The 18,276-nt window shown below is 43.0% G+C and carries 14 protein-coding genes; 2 read left to right on the forward strand and 12 right to left on the reverse strand.

The features are described from left to right. Nucleotides 1-65: 65 nt before the first annotated feature. Complete coding sequence (locus L5M10_RS04045; RefSeq protein WP_263254875.1) at nucleotides 66-344, reverse strand: peptidylprolyl isomerase; 279 nt, start codon at nucleotides 342-344, stop codon at nucleotides 66-68. A gap of 171 nt (nucleotides 345-515) precedes the next feature. Beyond that, nucleotides 516-2,345: a DUF885 domain-containing protein gene (locus L5M10_RS04050; protein ID WP_263254876.1), complete on the reverse strand. Its 1,830-nt coding sequence runs from the start codon at nucleotides 2,343-2,345 to the stop codon at nucleotides 516-518. A 79-nt stretch (nucleotides 2,346-2,424) separates the two neighbouring features. On the opposite strand from L5M10_RS04050, the gene L5M10_RS04055 reads away from it, so the two are divergent. Beyond that, a complete protein-coding gene (locus L5M10_RS04055) occupies nucleotides 2,425-2,934 on the forward strand; it encodes a diguanylate cyclase domain-containing protein (RefSeq protein WP_263254877.1) in 510 nt (169 codons plus the stop codon). 70 nt (nucleotides 2,935-3,004) lie between these two features. Here the strand turns inward: L5M10_RS04055 and L5M10_RS04060 are convergent, their stop codons facing one another. The 10 genes from L5M10_RS04060 to L5M10_RS04105 all read right to left on the reverse strand — a co-directional run bounded on the left by L5M10_RS04060 (nucleotide 3,005) and on the right by L5M10_RS04105 (nucleotide 16,078). Further along, nucleotides 3,005-4,252 (reverse strand): tetratricopeptide repeat protein, encoded by a 1,248-nt coding sequence (locus L5M10_RS04060; protein ID WP_113938834.1) that lies wholly within the window; start codon nucleotides 4,250-4,252, stop codon nucleotides 3,005-3,007. Continuing rightward, a complete protein-coding gene (locus tag L5M10_RS04065; protein ID WP_113938835.1) occupies nucleotides 4,252-4,878 on the reverse strand; it encodes an energy transducer TonB in 627 nt (208 codons plus the stop codon). Before L5M10_RS04065 ends, L5M10_RS04060 begins: the two co-directional genes overlap by 1 nt. A 1-nt stretch (nucleotide 4,879) precedes the next feature. Further along, nucleotides 4,880-5,284, reverse strand: coding sequence for an ExbD/TolR family protein (locus L5M10_RS04070; RefSeq protein ID WP_028760438.1), 405 nt, complete (start codon nucleotides 5,282-5,284; stop codon nucleotides 4,880-4,882). A gap of 13 nt (nucleotides 5,285-5,297) precedes the next feature. Beyond that, a complete protein-coding gene (locus L5M10_RS04075; RefSeq protein ID WP_081729046.1) occupies nucleotides 5,298-5,825 on the reverse strand; it encodes a MotA/TolQ/ExbB proton channel family protein in 528 nt (175 codons plus the stop codon). Next, nucleotides 5,825-7,180 (reverse strand): MotA/TolQ/ExbB proton channel family protein, encoded by a 1,356-nt coding sequence (locus tag L5M10_RS04080; protein ID WP_263166763.1) that lies wholly within the window; start codon nucleotides 7,178-7,180, stop codon nucleotides 5,825-5,827. The genes L5M10_RS04075 and L5M10_RS04080 overlap by 1 nt, the downstream gene beginning before the upstream one ends. After that, nucleotides 7,180-7,962, reverse strand: a complete 783-nt coding sequence (locus tag L5M10_RS04085) for a DUF3450 domain-containing protein (protein WP_263254878.1) — start codon at nucleotides 7,960-7,962, stop codon at nucleotides 7,180-7,182. Before L5M10_RS04085 ends, L5M10_RS04080 begins: the two co-directional genes overlap by 1 nt. A gap of 312 nt (nucleotides 7,963-8,274) precedes the next feature. Then, nucleotides 8,275-9,222 carry a class I SAM-dependent methyltransferase gene (locus tag L5M10_RS04090; protein WP_263254879.1) on the reverse strand — a complete coding sequence of 316 codons (948 nt, stop codon included), beginning with the start codon at nucleotides 9,220-9,222 and terminating at the stop codon, nucleotides 8,275-8,277. Between the two features lie 93 nt (nucleotides 9,223-9,315). Next, complete coding sequence (locus L5M10_RS04095) at nucleotides 9,316-11,922, reverse strand: TonB-dependent receptor (protein WP_263254880.1); 2,607 nt, start codon at nucleotides 11,920-11,922, stop codon at nucleotides 9,316-9,318. 293 nt (nucleotides 11,923-12,215) lie between these two features. Further along, nucleotides 12,216-13,427 (reverse strand): porin, encoded by a 1,212-nt coding sequence (locus L5M10_RS04100; protein WP_263254881.1) that lies wholly within the window; start codon nucleotides 13,425-13,427, stop codon nucleotides 12,216-12,218. Nucleotides 13,428-13,648: 221 nt separating this feature from the next. Then, entirely contained in the window at nucleotides 13,649-16,078 is a 2,430-nt protein-coding gene (locus L5M10_RS04105; protein WP_263254882.1) for a DNA polymerase II, read from the reverse strand. Between the two features lie 120 nt (nucleotides 16,079-16,198). On the opposite strand from L5M10_RS04105, the gene dinG reads away from it, so the two are divergent. Further along, a complete protein-coding gene (dinG, locus tag L5M10_RS04110) occupies nucleotides 16,199-18,271 on the forward strand; it encodes an ATP-dependent DNA helicase DinG (RefSeq protein ID WP_263254883.1) in 2,073 nt (690 codons plus the stop codon). Nucleotides 18,272-18,276 lie beyond the last annotated feature (5 nt).

The raw sequence follows: 18,276 nt of genomic DNA on the forward strand, positions 1-18,276 counted from the left end.
ATATCAAACAAAACGGCAGCAAACGCTGCCGTATCAAACAAGCTGTATTAGATAAGCGGTAAAACTTACGCGCGGCTGGTCACTTCAAGTAAATGAAAGCCAAATTGCGTTTTCACGGGGCCTTGTACTTCGTTTAATGGTGCACTAAAAACCACTTCATCAAACTCTCTGACCATCATGCCAGGACCAAATGACCCCAATTCGCCGCCTTGGACACCTGATGGGCAAGAAGAGTGCGCGCGAGCAATTTGAGCAAAATCTGCGCCTTCCATTATTTGCTGTTTCAGCGCTTGACACTGCTCTTCACTGCTGACTAACAAATGTCTTGCTGTTGCCTGGACCATAGTAAAACTCCTGTAAGGATCATGAGACATTTGCCCCAAATATCATTGAGTTCCCACTAAAACATTCGTTTTAACAGGTTTTGAATCAACAGTATAAAAACTTTCTGTTGAATAAAAAAGTCTTAAAATGCCGTCACTGACAACAAAGTCAAGTAACGGCACCTTACACGGCTAAGCTTGTTTCGACGCAATCCAACGATCGATCTTGTTTTCCATGACCGCCATGGGTAATGAACCTGAAGTGAGGATTTGATCGTGGAATGCTTTTAAATCAAATTTATCACCCAAGGCTTTTTCTGCGCGGGCACGCAGTGCCAAAATCTTCAACTGACCGACCTTGTAAGACAAAGCTTGACCAGGGATCGCCATATAGCGCTCCACTTCAGCGACTATGTCACTCTCAGCCATAGGCGAGTTGTCTTTCATGTACTGAATCGCCTGTTCACGACTCCAACCTTTAGAATGAAGGCCAGTATCAACCACTAAGCGCATGGCACGCAGCATTTCATCGGAAAGCTTACCAAAATACTGGTAAGGATCGGTAAATAACCCCATCTCAATACCTAAGTATTCAGCATAAAGTGCCCAACCTTCCTCGAAAGCGGTATAACCGCTAAAACGCTGAAACTCAGGCACACCGGTCAGCTCTTGTTTGATCGCGATTTGGAAGTGATGCCCAGGAGCGGCCTCGTGCAAAGATAAAGTCGTCATCCCCCACTTAGGCTGTGCTTTGAGGTTATAAGTGTTGATATAAAACACCCCTGGACGGCTGCCATCCACCGCTGGCGCTTCATAAGAGGCTCCCGCTGCTGATTGTTCTCTAAAACTTTCAACCGGCTTAACCACGTAATCAGCCTTTGGCATCACATTAAAGTAGTTAGGTAAGACATGATTGATTTTATCTTTCAACACCATATAACCATCAATCAAACCTTGGCGATCGCTATAGAAATACTGCGGCTCTGAAGATAAAGACGCAAAAAACGCCTTCAAATCGCCCTTAAAACCGACCTGCTCACGCACCTTATCCATCTCAGATAAAATTCGCGCCACTTCACTTAAACCAATTTGATGAATTTCATCCACAGACATAGTGGTGGTCGTATGTGAGTTCGCCAGATGCTGATACCAAGCTTTACCGTTAGGCAACCCTGCCCAACCATCAGTCGCCCGCGATTTAGGTAAATAGGTTTGCTTAAAGTAATCGCGTAAGTTCGTTAACGCTGGCACGATACGCTCGGCTATCATGGCTTGATAACGGGTGGCCAATTCCGCTTTATCTTGCTCTGAAAAACTTTCGGGGAAATGCTGGATTGGCGAGTAGAAAATGCTCTGAGTCGCATCCGTCGTTAACATAGCATCTAACTGAGGAATAATGCGCTCTACCAACACTCGAGGTAGTACCACTTTACTTTCAATGCCTTGATTCATACGATTTTCAGCAAGTGCGACCCACTTGATGAAACCATCGACTCTCTGTTCCCAATTACGATAATCTTGGACAGTCTTAAAAGGTTGTGCACTTTCGCCACTTCCCAGCTGCACCATAGTAATGACAGTGCTATAGAACTGGCTTATCGGCATAAAGCGTGAAGGGAAAGTTTCGTCCACTAACGCCATATCACGGTCATAGACGAACAGGTCATAACTTAACTGTAGATCTGCAGGCAGTTGCTTTGGATCTATCGCACGCACCTGAGCTAAATAGTGAGTGTTAAGATCATGACGGGCCTTAAGGTAATCCTCAGTTAAATCCCCACCGAAATCGGCGTTATAGTCATTTACGCCGACAAAAGTAGCGTAGATGGGCTCAAGCTTTAGGTAATCTTTAAAATAAGCATCCACAAGCGCTAAATAACGCTGCTCTGCCGTTTGTGTTTCGCCCTGCACTGCTGTCATATTAGCCGAGCTATTTTCTTGAACTGCAGTGGCTTCAGGCTTAGAACAACCTTGAAGGGTGAAGATTAACGCTATCGAACCTGCCAATAAACCCAATTTCATTTTAATATTTCTCCTTTTTGGCCCGCTATTGCAGAACTGTTTCTATACTTAGTTCAAGGTCTGCTATCGGAGTTAATCTATGATCTACTCGTTCCGCAACTCAGGTTTCAGGGATCCTGAAACTGGAGTCTATAACCAAACCTATTTCATGGAAGTATTCAACCGAGAATGGCATCGTCACATGAGAGACCACCAAAGCTTGGCACTATTGTATCTGTGCCCTCACATTCATGAAACCGTCAAACAACCCCATTTACTCGAATTCTTTACTAAACAAGTGCAAGAAGCGCTATTAAGAGCAACAGATATGATTGCTAGGCTAGATCACAATCACTTTGCGTTGGGTTTGTTCAATATAGATGAGGTGGGGACGGAAGTAGTGTTAAAGCGAATAGAACAACAAATATCTGACTTTAATCAATATTTTGGTAAACATCATAAACTGACAATCGACTATAAACTGGCTGCCTGTATTTGCCTACCTACACAGGAAAGTAAAATAGAGTCACTCTTCAGTAATGTCAGCCAACTTTCACAACAACTTGAAAAAAATCATGATCAATCACAAGCTTTAATCCGCTTACAGTAAATAGGTTTATTGATACCAAAGAAAAAGCCCCTTGCGGGGCTTTCGATTCAAACACTAAACTGCGAAGTAATTACAGCGTGATATTATGCATACGTGCTTTCTCTTTAATATAAGAGATATAGCTATTTGCACTCTTCTGTGTCTTCTTATCATTCGCAGCTAATACTGCACGGTTATAAGCCGACTTATACTGTTTCAAACTTAAATGAGCCAAAGCTAATTCGAAGTTTGCTTCACCAGGATGCTCAATACCCATTGATATGGCTTTTTCAAGCACAGGGATCGCAGCTGTATATTGTTCATTCAAGTTTAATAAGCGACCTTGTTTCAAGTAAGTCTTGCCATCATTGCTGATAGCTGCAGCTTTACCGTAATACTCAGCAGCTTGCTTAAACTCTTTCGCATTTTGATAGAAACCCGCCAAAATCTCTAAAGACTTAGCGTCCTCAGCGATCATGCCTGATTTCATATGTTTCTGATAAATTTTAGCGGCTTGATAAGGAGCACCTTTTTGTGCCATTAACTGCGCTAAACGCGTAATATTGCCCGCGCTATCTAAGAAACCATTTCTATAAGCCAAATCGTAAGTTGCAAGAGACTTGTCATAGTCTTCAACCATCAAATAAAACTGTGCTAATTGAACCCACAATCTGCCATCATCCGGGAATAAAGGCACCATGACTTCTAACACGCCAACAGCATTCTTGTACTTCTTCTGATTGAAGTAAGCTGTCAGTTTCATTTGATACAGACCTTTATCAGGAGCTTCAGCTAGTGAAAGACCTTTGTCGGCCACTTCAATCACTTTATCCCACTGCTTCAGTTCTGAATGCGCAATACCAATACGGCGATACATTTGAGAATCGGCTTTACAAGTAAATTCCATCCACTTGTAATAATAAGGAATCGCTTCCTTAAACTTTTTCTCTTGTAATAGCAAATCAGCATAAAGACGCATAGTTGCAGCATGATCTGTACCACCTAAAATATCAGCTTCAACAGCTTGTTTTAGGTACTTGATCGCGGTATCCATTTTGCCTTTCTCGGCATAAAAGTTACCCAACATACGTGCAACATAGGCTTTGTCGAAGTCGTTCTTGGCATTTGCCTCTAGCAAAATAGCAATAGCTTCATCGACCTGACCATTGGTATAAGCTTCAAATGACTTCTGAACTTTCTTCGCCGCACTTTCACCCACAGCTTTAGATTGACGTTTGTCGATAGCACACTTTTCTTCTGCGACTGCAGATGAAAGAGTTAATGAACCGCCACAAACAGAAAGCAATAATAGAACTGCGATTTTATTAACATTACGCATTATTGGTTGCCTCCTTTATCTAAGGTGAAGTCTAGTTGTACTGTCATACCAGGTTGTTTCAATGGCTTGCCATCAACAATCTTTGGCTTGTACTTCCACTTCTTCAGTGCACGAATCGCTTCTTTATCAAATAAGCGTTTTGGTTCTGCTTGAATAACTTCAACGTCGTCGATACCACCGAGTTCGTTAATGGTAAAACGAAGTTGTACCCAACCTTCTTTACCATCACGCGCCGCAGCAATTGGATACTGAGGTTCGATACGAACGATAGGTGTAGCATCACCATCGCGAGTCATCATATTGCCTAATTTAAAACCACCTGCTGAGTGACCTCCTGCTTCTACACCACCCATATTGAACGACATTGCTGTGTCAATATTGCTCGAAGATTCTGGCGGCGTTGCCTCAGGCTTCTGTGGCTGTTCTGGCGGTGGTGGTGGCTTAGGCACTACCCTTGGCTTATTCTGTGCTTTTGAATCCTGTCTATCCATAGTGATTTCAATTACAGGGGTCTCGGCCGATGTTTCGCCGCGCTGTGCGCCGCCACCGACCAAGAACGCCATAAAAGCGAACAGACCAAAAGTCACAGCAGCACCAATAATGATCGATACTAGTGCTCTTAGCATATTAATCGTTCCCCGCAGATACCGAAATTTTATCTATACCAGCCGCTTTGACTTGGTCTAGAACTTTAACAACTAAGCCATGCGTTGCGTCTTTATCTGCCTGAATCAATACCGCAGCTTCAGGAGCTTCAGCTAACATACGTTCAACGTTTGCTGTTACACGTTCGATATCAACCTGACGGTTTTCCATCATGATCACGCCTGTTTTACTGACGCCGATAAAGATGTTAGCCGAAGGCTTTGAAGTCGCTTGCGAAGCTTTGGGTTTGTTATAATCCAAACCAGAAGGTTTCACAAATGACGTTGTTACAATGAAGAAGATCAACATGATAAACACGATGTCGAGCATCGGTGTCATATCAATTTGCGCTTCCTCGTCTACACTGGAATGCTTTTTACGTGCCATGTTCAATCTCTCTCTAGTGGTGCGGCATGCTGTCTTTTAGCTTTTCTAAACTGATTTTCATTTTTACATCCAGACGAGTACTAAAGAATACTCCCGATAATGCTGCAACCATCCCCGCCATCGTGGGCATAGTCGCCATTGAAATACCAGCCGCCATTAAACGAGCATTACTCGTCCCCTGAACTGCCATCACATCAAACACTGAAATCATACCGGTTACGGTACCTAACAAACCTATCATAGGACAAATAGCTACTAAGGTTTTTATCATCAGCATACGTGCATTCAAATCTTGCTTCGCTTGGGACAGCCAAGCTTCACGGATACGGTGTGCGTACCAAGAGGTGGTTTCCTCTCTAGAATCCCACGCAGATATGATAGCTTTATGTTGCTTTGGTGATATCCAATTAAGATACCAATAACGCTCAAGCATCAATACCCACATTAAGAACAATACAAACGCAACCAACCAAAGGACGTTTCCTCCAGCGGCCATGAAGCCCCTGACGGAATCCCATATGTCCATCAGGTATAGCATCATTAGTTAGCCCTCTTCTCAGCATGTGCTGCGATAATGCCGGCACTTTGCTCTTCCAAAATTTGGGTGATTGATTTGCTACGCGCAACGAGTATTGCATGTAGTAACATCAGAGGCAGAGCCGCAACTAGACCTTGCACTGTAGTAACCAGAGCCATAGAGATACCACCCGCCATCAGTTTTGGATCACCAGTACCGAACAGTTGGATACTTTGGAAGGTCGCAATCATACCAGTTACTGTACCGAGCAGACCTAACATTGGGCCGATAGCTGCAATGACTTTCAAAATTGAAATTCGAGCTTCTAATGCAGGCGTTTCTTTCAGAATAGCTTCATCCAGCTTCAACTCTAATGTTTCAACATCAACATCTTTGTTTTCATGGTAAACCTTCAGGATACGACCAAGGGCATTGTTACCTGGGTTATCAACATTCTTAGCTTGGCGTTTAACTTTTGCACCGATAGCTGCCAGCACAATGAAACGCTCAACCGCAATTAATAAACCAATAGCAAGTAATATTAGAATAATATAACCAATGGTACCGCCTGACTCGATACGATCTTCCATGCTAGCTTTGTTCGTAAAGATGTTTAACAGTACGCCACGTGCAGGGTCAATATAGAAAGGTGCTGTACCAGAGGCCGTTTCTTCCCATTTAGCAACAGCGCTAACTTGATAGCCTTCAGGTTGTTGAGATAACTGCTGAATTAAACCTAATTCAGGGTTATATACAACGTATTTACCGTCAGCCGTTAAGTTATAGGCACCAACACGATGAATAGTCGTCGTTTTCACGTTACCATCAATTTCGGTAACAGAACCTTCAAATTTAACCACTTTGCCAGATTGCGCCATTTCAAATAGCTGCTCTTGCCAAAATTGTTCTAACTCTTCAATTTTTGGCAATTGCTTACGGGCACCTAAATCAGCGATAAACTTATCGCGATTTGGGAATTGAGCACTGATGTTTGAGCTTGCCAGTTTACCAGCGAAATCACCGGCTTCACCTTTAACTACACCAAACATTTCACCCAAGTCACCTTGAGCCGTTTTTAGATCTTCTTCTAACTGAGCAATTTTACGCTCGTTATCTAAGAACGCTTGGTTTAAATCTTTACCACGTTGCTTTTCAGCAGCTAACGCATTTTTTTCTTTTTGCAGTAAAGCGGCCTTATCGCCACGCTCTGCTTGGAACTCTTGCTCACGCTTGCTGTTGACTTTACCTTCTGCAGCGCGTTCAACTTTAACTTGTTGCAATAATTGGTCAATTGACTTAGGCGCATCAGCAGCGCTCGCCATACCAGCAGTTAAAGAGAAACTTGCAGCCAATACAGCTGTAGTAATTAACTTCTTCATTATTGTGCAGTCTCCGCAGCAGGAATTGGTAACGCGAATAGATCTAGAGCGCCTTGTTTACGGGCAATGCGGATACCTTTGGTCAGTTCACGCAAATAGCTGTCATCTAACTTATCCCAACCTTTAGATTCGGAGTTATACATCCAGCCAGTCTTTTGATCTAAACTCTGTGCATAAAGAGCCACACGACCTAGGTTGAAGAAGTCAACTAACACTTCTTTCCCATCTAGGTTTAACTTACCTTGGTTTACTGCAACTGCACTACCATATTCGCGTTCGATGCTATAAGCATCAAGGATTAAACGGTATTTTTCTGCTAATGTCACTTCAGCAGTATTAAGCAGTGTCTTTAGTTCTTTTACACGATTAGCACGAACTTCAGAGTTAAAAGGCAAATCTAATTGAACAAACTGTTCTAATGATTCCACCATTTTAAACATTAATGGCACTACGCCTTGGCGAAGTTTATCAACACCATTAATGTCTACTTGCACTGAGTCCATCGTCTTTTGCTGGTCAGCGACCAAGCTTGCGACATAATCGTTATATGACTTCAGTGATTCGCGCTCATCAGCAACAGAACCATACTCAAAGAGCATGTCTTGTGCTTGATCGAAATACTTATCAACGTTCTTCTGCGACGCAGCAGCATCAGCATGGATTTGACCATCTGCTTTCTGTACGTCGGTAAGAGGATCTGCAACCACGAAGTTACTGCTCGCTAATGCCAGCACGCCAACAAGTGCAGTAGCGATTTTTGTTCTATTGCTTACCTTGGACATAGTTCCCAACCAATTTGAAGTGAATAAAAAAGGTTTAACTTACACTTAACAATGTTTATATTTTTAACAAATTAAGACAAATTAATGTAAGTATCTCTTTATCTTGTGATTGTTTATTTTTTTCTTCCCTTTCCTACACTATTAAAGCGTAGACCCGCTGGCATCATTCCATAAAATGTTGACCGGTGTCAACATTTGAGATTGCTGAAAAGTTGCTAATTATGGTGCTTTTAAACAGATAACCTACTAATGGCTAGTTTGTGTACATTTCTAACGTAAAACCCTTTACATTCGATGTAAGTAAAGAATGCTTTATGTTTTTTGAAAAATAAAATGCCAAGCAAGTAATTGTGCATCCGTTGACTTTAAGGTTGTAGCAGACACGAACTCAACCCCCTCATTAGATAGAATTTTTCGCATTGAAGTCAACTTGTTTTCATCAATCGCCGCGCACACTAATTCTTCAAGTCTAAGCGCTAAATCACTGAGTTGTTTTTGAACAAATTTAAGATAATCTTTTTTCTTGTCTACAGACCAATAAAGCCCTTGTTTGAAAAAAGTCGTCACGTAATTCAATATTTCTGAATCCATTAGTGCAGCTTCATTAGAGGCATGTAATTCACCAATAGATTGATTAATATCGTTACGCAACGCCTCACACATCTGATCGTTTTTTATTCTATTTATATCGATTTTAGTCGTGACTTGACCCATTGAGTCTGCAAGTGAATACAAATTATCCACCAGCTTTTTTGTAGTAACACTCTGTATAAGCAATAAAATTTTTTTATTTCGATGGATGATCATCGAATTATGATGATGGCAGACAAGGCATAATCGTCCACCTACCCTCAAAATATTTGCGACGGCTACTAATGAGGCAGATAAGTTGGAATATTCAATACCAAATTGAGAAGTCACTAAATCGACAGGATCACTAAAAGGTAAGGACTCACAGTTTATTTCGCCAATCAGATCTATTTTAATCAAACTGTTATTATCAGGCTTTATAAGCTGTATTTTTGCAATATCAATACCGCGAACACGACCGTTTACATTAGATTCATCTAAATGGCTTTTAAGTAATAAGGGTAAAGCGCCATTACCCGTTGCAATATCTAGCACTTCAAAATTTGGCCTTAATTCTTTAAATATTGGAAGCCAAATATCTTTTAGTATTCCTGCATAATTACTGCTGAAATCAGTTCCAAACGAAGTTAAATGGCCCTGTTCCCAATACTCACTCCAGTGTTGACTCACATAACCCCCTGAGAAAATTTCACGTTTTTAACGACTAGAAATATAACAAAAAGGCCAGCAATTTGCTGGCCTTGTAAATGTTTTAACGGTTTGTTAGAACTTTAGAGTATAGCTTGCACGATATTCACGACCGTAGTTGTTATACAACTCTGGGTTATCGTACGAACCAGAAGAACTCAATACAGGATCTTCATCAGTCAGGTTATTAACACCCAGCAATACTTTGCCATAGCTACCGATATCATAGCTGTAGCTGATATTGTGGATTAACCAAGAATCTAACTTACCTTCTTCTTTATCTTCATTGGTTGAGCTGGTGTAGTTCATGTTCCACGAGAAGGCGTTGTCACCAATTTTATATACTGTAGTGAATACAGATCTATAGTCTGGTTGGCCATTCCATCCGGCGGTATCAACGGAGCCTGCACCACCTTCAACTTCTTCATCATATTTAAGTATGAAACTGTTAGTCCAGTTTACTGAAAAGTCACCAAACTCAGTGTCGATGTTACCATTAAGTGCAACGTCAATACCTTCAATTTGTAACTTATCGCCGTTACCATAGCCAGTACCCACTTCATAGGCTTGACCTAGGCCGCCTCCAGTACCGGGTGCGCGTAACACATAGAAAGTCTCATCAGGAGCGAGCGAGCCAGAAGCGATACCTTCCATAACGTTGGTAATACTGCGCTGACTGATTACGTTATCGATATTTAAATCGAAATAGTCAACCTTAATACCGAAGTTATCAACGATATCCCAAGCAACACCTAGGTTAATATATTCAGAAGTTTCAGGACCTAATTCACTATTTGCAGAGATAAATGTATCGTACTGTGTTTCTAAACACTGAGTGTCGCTAATGCCATTAGAACGACAATACGCATAGTCAGTACCATATTCCGCACTAAACGTGGTAGCCGCATTTAATTGATCTAGGCCTGGAGCTCGGAACGCTTCTGAGTATGATGCACGAACAACAACGTTATCTAGCGCTTGCCAGCGAACAGCAGCTTTAGGCGCAACGTTACCACCAAAATCGCTATAATCGTCATAACGGGCGGCAAGGTTTAATTCAATCGTTTCAGTAAGAGGTAATACAGCTTCATAAAACGCGGCCCAAACTTGACGATCACCGCCAGCAGAGTTACCAGCGCTGCCACCGACTAAACCTGCTTCAGATTGTGCGTCATATACAGATGTAAAGTCTTGATCGAAGTATTCCATACCAAAATAATGCGCAATTGCACCTGCTGGTAAACTGAATGCATCAAAACCGATACCTGCGTTCCATTGCTTAAACGTTGCACGATCTTGCGTTAACGTTGTAGCCTTCATGTTATTAACGCCAGCTTCAGAGCCGAGATCAATACCATTGGCTTCGTTATATGCTAAACCTGAATAGCTAAGGTAATACTCACCGATAGACTTGTTATCAGCGATATTGTGGTGATAATAAACTTCCCAAGTTGCATCATTCCATGCACTAATACTACCGCGTAAACCAGTTAAATAATCTTGGTTGTAATCATTGACGTTACCGTCACGATTGCCAATATCTACCCAACGGAAATATCCTGTAGCACCATCTTCACCATAAGGGTTATGTGGGTTATCAGCAGTCATGTTGTTCCATGTTGCAGCTGGTGGCGCATAGCGACCGAAAGAGCTGTTTTGAGTAAACATGATGCGGCCAAACCACTCTACATCTTCGGCAACTTCATAGTTAGAATCAACATAGACAGTATTACGATCTACAGAAGCTTTGTTGTACGAAACGTTCGCAGGAGCAAACGCACAGTATGTATGACCAGCGCCTGATACGTTGTCAGCTTTAATCGTTTGGAATTTATCAGAACCATACTTAGCTTCTAAATCATCACAAAGTGGTGAAGCTTGCTTCATTGTTTTATCAGGGCTACGAATCGTTGCACCGTATTGGCTCCAACCGATAGCCTCTTCGAACTGGATTTCTCCATCACCGTTTAAATCGTTCAAACTAGGAGCCGTGTAAGAGCGATCTGCATCTCTAATACCTTCACGATCCTGATGATCAAATGCAAAGGTCAAGTTACCTTTATCCATCTGATAACCAGCAACAACAGAGAACTCTTTACTTGTCATACCTTCATCTTGGTCACGAGCACCCGCACCAACGTTAAACTCAAGACCTTGGTAGTTCTTTTTCATGATGATGTTAACAACACCAGCAATCGCGTCTGAACCATAAGTAGAGGAAGCACCGTCAGTTAGAATTTCAATGCGCTCTACTGCCGCCATAGGAATAGCGTTTAAGTTTGCAGATGAACCACCTAATGTTGGAGAGCCAGGGAAACGCTTGCCATCGATTAACACAAGTGTGCGACTTGAGCCTGCACCACGTAAATCAATAGTCGCTTGTGACTGAGCAGAACTACCTGAACGTTCAGAGAATGAACCAAATGAGTTTAAGTTACTATTTCGTAGAGCATCTGCAACGGTAAAGTTACCTTCGACTTTCATATCTTCAGTCGTAATAGTCGTTACTGGTGATGCACCTTCTAGGTCAGTACGTTTAATTCGTGAACCTGTAACTTCAATACGCTCGACTTTCGCACCATCTTCAGCCGCCAAAGCAACTGGAGCCGTAAATGCAGCAACTGCTACGCCGCTAATTAAAGCTAAGCGTACAGAATTAGCGAGTAAATTATGTTTTAGCATTGTCAATCTCCCTGGAAATATTATGTCTTTATTATAATCCGCTTATTTAATAAACGGTTTCAAACTGAGGTGTCTCGGACCCCTCGCTGGAAACAATAAAATCACATATAGAACCTTTAAGCAACAACAAATATACAAACGATACAATCAAGAGACAAAACGCGCATTATATGAACATATCTATCGAGTAGAGACTTTAAAACAACCAAAAAAAATGCCAGTCATTTCTGACTGGCATTTCTGTATAAAGAGAGTTCGGCATTAACCGATTTATACCCTATAAAATTAAGACTTTAGAGTGAATAGCGAATACCAATTGCCACACCGTCATCTTCAGAAAGCGCCATTTTGGCTTCCTGATCTTTATCGGCGCTAGTAAAATCGCTGTAATCTTTACGTGCTTCTATGTAAAGCACAGTGTTCGGGTCCCAAACAAAATGCAAACCAACCACCACAAACTGACGTTTAAACACGTCTTTTGGATCAGCATTAAAGTTAGGCTGAATAACGTAATCGTCACCTGCGTCTAATATGTTGTACGATATAAATGGACGTAATCCGTTATCAAACTTAAAAGAAGCTAGTGTTTCAACACCATAGGCATCTTTAATTAAGCGGCCAATGTTATCTGTATCATGGTTTTCTTGTCTATTGACGTTTGCTGCGACATATAAACCATCATTATCGAAATTACCCCAAGTGACTCCAGCACCATAGATAAGATCAACTGCAGTTGATTGCGTGCCATTACCAAAGCTTACGTCAAACTCACCACGGTTAACACCCGCTGTTAATGTCAGCATGTCAGTCGCTTTATAGGTCAGCGCGCCACCATAGGTGTAGTTATACTCGACTTGTTGCGCCGCTTTATCGCCACTTTCCCAGTTTGTTTGACACTGGCTTTGGGAAATATCAGCGGTAGTATCGCACGTATAGAAACTGCTGTTTTTAAACTGGGCTTGAACTGCGAAGCTAAGATCGCCAAAGGCATTACGATACTGAACCGTTTTATCACCACGACCCACACCGTTTACCGCGCCATCATCTTTATTAAAAGTGTAAACACCGGCAGTGTTACCGTCCCATACAAAACCGTAGTTGGTATTATAAACGACATCGTACCAAGCACCCCATTGCTTACCGATAGTTAAGGTACCGTATTTACCATGGGATAAGCCGGCATAACCTAAACGATTGTAAAAGAATTCTTCTTGCACCGATTCGAAGCGATTATTGTAAACAATATCGCTATTACCCACTGGGTTTACACCCCATTCTAGTTTTGCAAAGGCTTTCCAACCGTCGGTCAATTCACGGTTAAAACCGAAATTAATCCGTGAGGCACCATTAACAACTTCTGTTTCGTCTTGAGTGTTAATCACGCGAGCATCGATAAAGCCACCGATTTCTACGGCATTTTTATTATCTTTATAGATCTCGATAGCAGAGACAGAGGGGACTAGAAATATTGCTGCCAGCGCAGTGGCTACTAACGTCTTGTTCATTTGGGGCTTAACCTTTTTGTTTATGTTCTACCAACGTCATTCCGTAGTTATATTTCCTTACAATTTCAGCTTAAAGGGTAGCAAACTTTCAATATCTCCTCAAAGCGAAACCTAAAATATATGCAGACTGGCATCACAAAAATAAAGCAGTTAACATCAAAAAAACCTATAACACCGCTTTATTAACTATAAAATTAAACACAAAAAAAACAGTTAACGCCCTATATTAACAACAGTTGTTTTGATGTAATACTCATGTAGTTTAGTTTCATTATTGAAAACACCGGCTCGGCAATAGGGCCAATTTGCTTGTCGATATAGTATTGATAGTCGATTTTAGATGTTCTGTACTCAACGGACTCTGGACCGTTTACAGTGATTAGATAATCTATTTGTGCTCCCCGCTTGCCAAAAGCAGCATTACCTGTCACATCACATAATTGCTGGGCAACCTTTACATGTGGAGAAGACTTAGCCGTATAGTCTTCAATATTGCGCCGCATGCGTTTACGAAATACCAAATCATTATCCAACTGGCCATTGAGCAGTTTTTCAAACACGCTAGTTAAATAAATACTGATATCCCTTTGGTTAAACATGCGCTCATAGAGTGACGCTTGAACTTTACGTGCTAAAGGGCTCCAATCACTGCGCACTTGTTCCATACCCTTAAAGGTGAGCTCAAGTTCATCACTCGCATTGCGCCACGCGCCAACATAACGTTTTTTACTGCCTTCTAATGAACCTCTTAAGGTTGGCATAAAGAACTGCTCGTAATGCCGTTCAAACTGTAACTCGAGAAAGCTCTCAACTTGGTGATCAGCACAGATTTTAGCCTGCCACTTAGCATTGATAGCCTGCGCTAGCGTTTTACCTAAAGCGTTAATGTCAGAAAGATCAGGCTCGCTGCCAAGCCAGACAAAGGTCGAATCCGTATCGCCGTAAATCACTTGATAGCCCATCTCTTCTATCCATGCGCGGGTTTGTTTCATGATTTGATGGCCGCGCATCGTGATCGAACTTGCCAACTTAGCATCATGGAACACGCAGCCTTGAGAACCTAAAACCCCATACAGCGAGTTCATAATAATTTTTATCGCTTGGGATAACGGCGCATTGTGCTCACGCTTGGCCTTTTCGCGCTGCTCAGATAAGGTTTGAATTAGCTTAGGTAAAATAGGCTGTTGCCGACTGAAACGGCCGCCAAGAAACCCCGCAACACATTCAGACTCGGGCAACTGCAAGCCTTCAATTAATCCCTTAGGATCGATCAAAAAGGTGCGAATAATGGAGGGATACAAGCTTTTAAAATCGAACACTAAGATGTGTTTATAAAGACCCGGCACAGAATCCATCACATAGCCGCCAGGACTTTCAATGCCCTGACTCACAGGCTCAGCAGGAGCGACATAACCCGCGCGATGTAAATGTGGTAAATACAAATGATTAAACGCCGCCACCGAAGCCCCTACCCGTCCCAGTTCTAAACCTGTCAGTTCGGCACGCGCGAGGGCAAAATCCCACAATTGAGTGTGAGTAAAAATATCCCATACTAGGCGGCTATCGGTAAGATTGTAATGGGCTAAGGCTTGTTTATCGGTCTTAAACAGCTGGTCAATTTCTTCAACGCGGTTATCGACGTTATGAATGGCCTTGCCTTCACTTAATAGTTGCCGCGACACAAATTCAAGCGAGAAACGCTCAAAGTGATAAAAAGCAGCTTTAAGCCAATCGATACCATCGAGTACCACACGGCCCGGTAAGACTAAGGTTTCTGGGCGAAACTTATTGTCAACTTTCCAATCGAGCTTAGCGCCGCCGCGGCCAATGGTGAGCGGAATACGATGTAATAATGCACGGCGTGACAATAGCGCGAGATCGAAACTCACCACTGACCAACCGATAATAAAGTCAGGATCAAACTCATGGAACCACGCGATTAATCGATGGATCAGCGCCGCTTCATCGACCACCCATTCAATATATTCGGGGGAGTTTGATTCAGCTTCGCCTACCATAATCACTTTTTCATAAGTCTGCTTGAGGCTGCCTTGCCCCTCGTCTCGGCCACTGTCTTGACCATATAGCGCGACCGAATAGAGTAAGCCCTCAAAGCTGCATTCAAAATCCAGTGAGATACAGCGGAAATGTACAGCCGTTAAAGGGGCAATAGTCTTAGCCCGCTCGGCGATAAACACGGGCAGCGAGTTAGCCTGAAGACTGTCGCTATTCAGCGCAGAGAAATGCCCTAAAAATGCCACATCCAGCGCCACAAACCGCTCGATTAAATAACGCTGTTCAGGGCGAATATCCGCTTCAAATAAAGGGATATCGGCATCTTTTGCGATGCGCTGTAAGGTACGTAAGCTGTTGCTCGATTTAGCATAAACTCCACTGACGGCGCCGCCTTTAAAGCTTTTGAGCGCTAACGGCACAAACCGCAATGCTTGACCCGGCGTTTGTAACTGTAAAGCCGCCACATCCGTTTGATGACAAAAACAAATGTGTTCAGTGTCTTGCACTTCCACCAGCACAGGGCCTTGGGCTGTCGCCAGATAATACTGCAACACTAAACTCCCATGACGATGAATCGCATGGCGTGTTAAGACTCGACCTTGTACACTAACGGCCGTTGTTGCCTCTGGCTTCATCGCATGGGTTCCCAAATCGTATAGCTACTCAATTTAAATGCCACCAAATGGCAGAAAAGTTTCTTAGGCTATGCAATCACTGTTATTATGTACAGCATTAATTCGATAAAGTAGTGACGCATGTTACCTGACAATGTAAAAACCCAGATCCGCGCCATCTATAAGGATATCGCTACCGCCTTGCCTCATTTTAGGCCGCGCCGCGAACAAAACTATATGGTGGCGGAAATCTCTAAGACCCTCGCCGGCGACTATGACAAAGATAGGCGCATCATTGTGGTCGAAGCAGGGACTGGTATCGGTAAATCATTGTCTTATATTCTCGGTACCATCCCACTGGCATTAGCGAGCAAGAAAAAAGTCTGTATCGCCACCGCGACCGTTGCCTTACAAGAACAATTACTGCATAAAGACTTGCCCTTCTTCCTTGAGCAATCCGGCTTAAATTTCCGCTTTGGCCTAGTCAAAGGTCGACAACGTTATGTGTGTCTTTCGAAACTGGCGATGCTCATCGGTGACGACAACAGTACACAAATGGCCATGTGGCAAACTAAGCCTGACAATAGCCAAGTGGCTATGATGCATGGCCTGTTAAAAGACTATAACGAAGGTCGCTGGAACGGCGAAATCGATACCTTAGCCGTGCCGCTGCCCGATCATCTGTGGCAACAAATCGCCTGCGACAAACACAGCTGTCATCGCCAAGTCGCCAGCCACAGAAATTGCCCGTTCCATAAAGCCCGTGAAGATGTCGATACTTGGGACGTGCTCATCGCCAACCACAGCTTGTTATTTGCCGATTTAGAATTAGGTGGCGGCGTGATTTTGCCCGATCCAGAAGACGTGTTTTATGTTATCGACGAGGCACATCACTTACCGATTGTGGCGCGGGATTTCTCCAGCGCACAAGCCACGCTGAGGGGCGCCTGCGACTGGCTCGAAAAAATTGGCAAAACCTGCGCTAAGTTACAAAACCAAATAAAGAGCAACAACATCATTGCCCCTGCGCAGGCAATGCAAGATCACTTAGGCGATCTTATCGCCCAGCTCAATCAAGTGGCTCACTACTGCGATACCCAGACTAAGCACTTTGCCAATCCTGAAAACCGCCTGCGTTTTGAGCACGGCAAACTGCCGGGCTCATTACTCATTCTGGCTGAAAACCTTGCTGTTACCTCTAATCTTGCCCTCAAGCAGTTTAATAAAATGCTGTCACTGCTAGCAGAGGCGATTAAAGATGGCGACATTCCTAAACATCAATCCGAAGCACTATTAGCCGAAACCGGATTTATGCTGCAAAGGCTCGAGAATCTACAAAAATTGTGGAGGATGATGGCCAAGGAAGATAAACATAAAGGTGCCCCTATGGCGCGCTGGGTTGAGCTCATCACAGGTAAACAAGTGGATTATCTGTTTAGCGCCTCACCTATCGAAGTCGGCTTTATGCTGGAATCCATGCTATGGCAGAAAGCCGCGGGCGTGGTTTTATGTAGTGCCACACTGCGCGCACTCAATAACTTCGACCATTTCGTGCATCAAGTAGGTTTGTCACTCAACGATGGCAGTCGTTATTTAGCCTTACAATCGCCCTTCGATTACCCCAATAATGCGACACTTTATTTACCCAAAATGCGCACTGAGCCGACGGATGATGCCTATACGGCTGAACTTGCCGAACAAATCATCACCCTTATTGAAGGCGAAATGGCAACCTTAGTGCTATTCGCCTCCTACTGGCAGATGGAAAAAGTGGTTGAATTACTTGAAGGTAAACTCACCACTGAGCTACTTATCCAAGGCAATGCGCCACGGCAACAATTGTTAGAAAATCATAAAGCTAAATGCGATAAGGGCGAACCAAGTATCTTGTTCGGCACCGGCAGTTTCTCTGAAGGTCTCGACTTGCCCGGCGATTATCTGACTAACTTGATCGTCACTAAACTGCCCTTTGCCGTACCAACCTCGCCCGTTGAGCAAGCGCATGCAGAATATGTCAAAGTCAAAGGCGGTAATCCCTTCTTACAACTGACGATCCCAGATGCTTCACGTAAGCTTATTCAAAGTTGTGGTAGATTACTGCGTAAAGAGCAAGATTATGGCCGAGTGACTATTTTAGATAGGCGGTTAGTCACTAAACGCTATGGTAAGTCCTTACTGGATGCCTTACCGCCCTTTAGACGTGTTATAGAGTAGGATTA

It is taken from the genome of Shewanella sp. SM32 (genome assembly GCF_025654235.1).
Lineage (GTDB): Bacteria > Pseudomonadota > Gammaproteobacteria > Enterobacterales > Shewanellaceae > Shewanella > Shewanella oncorhynchi.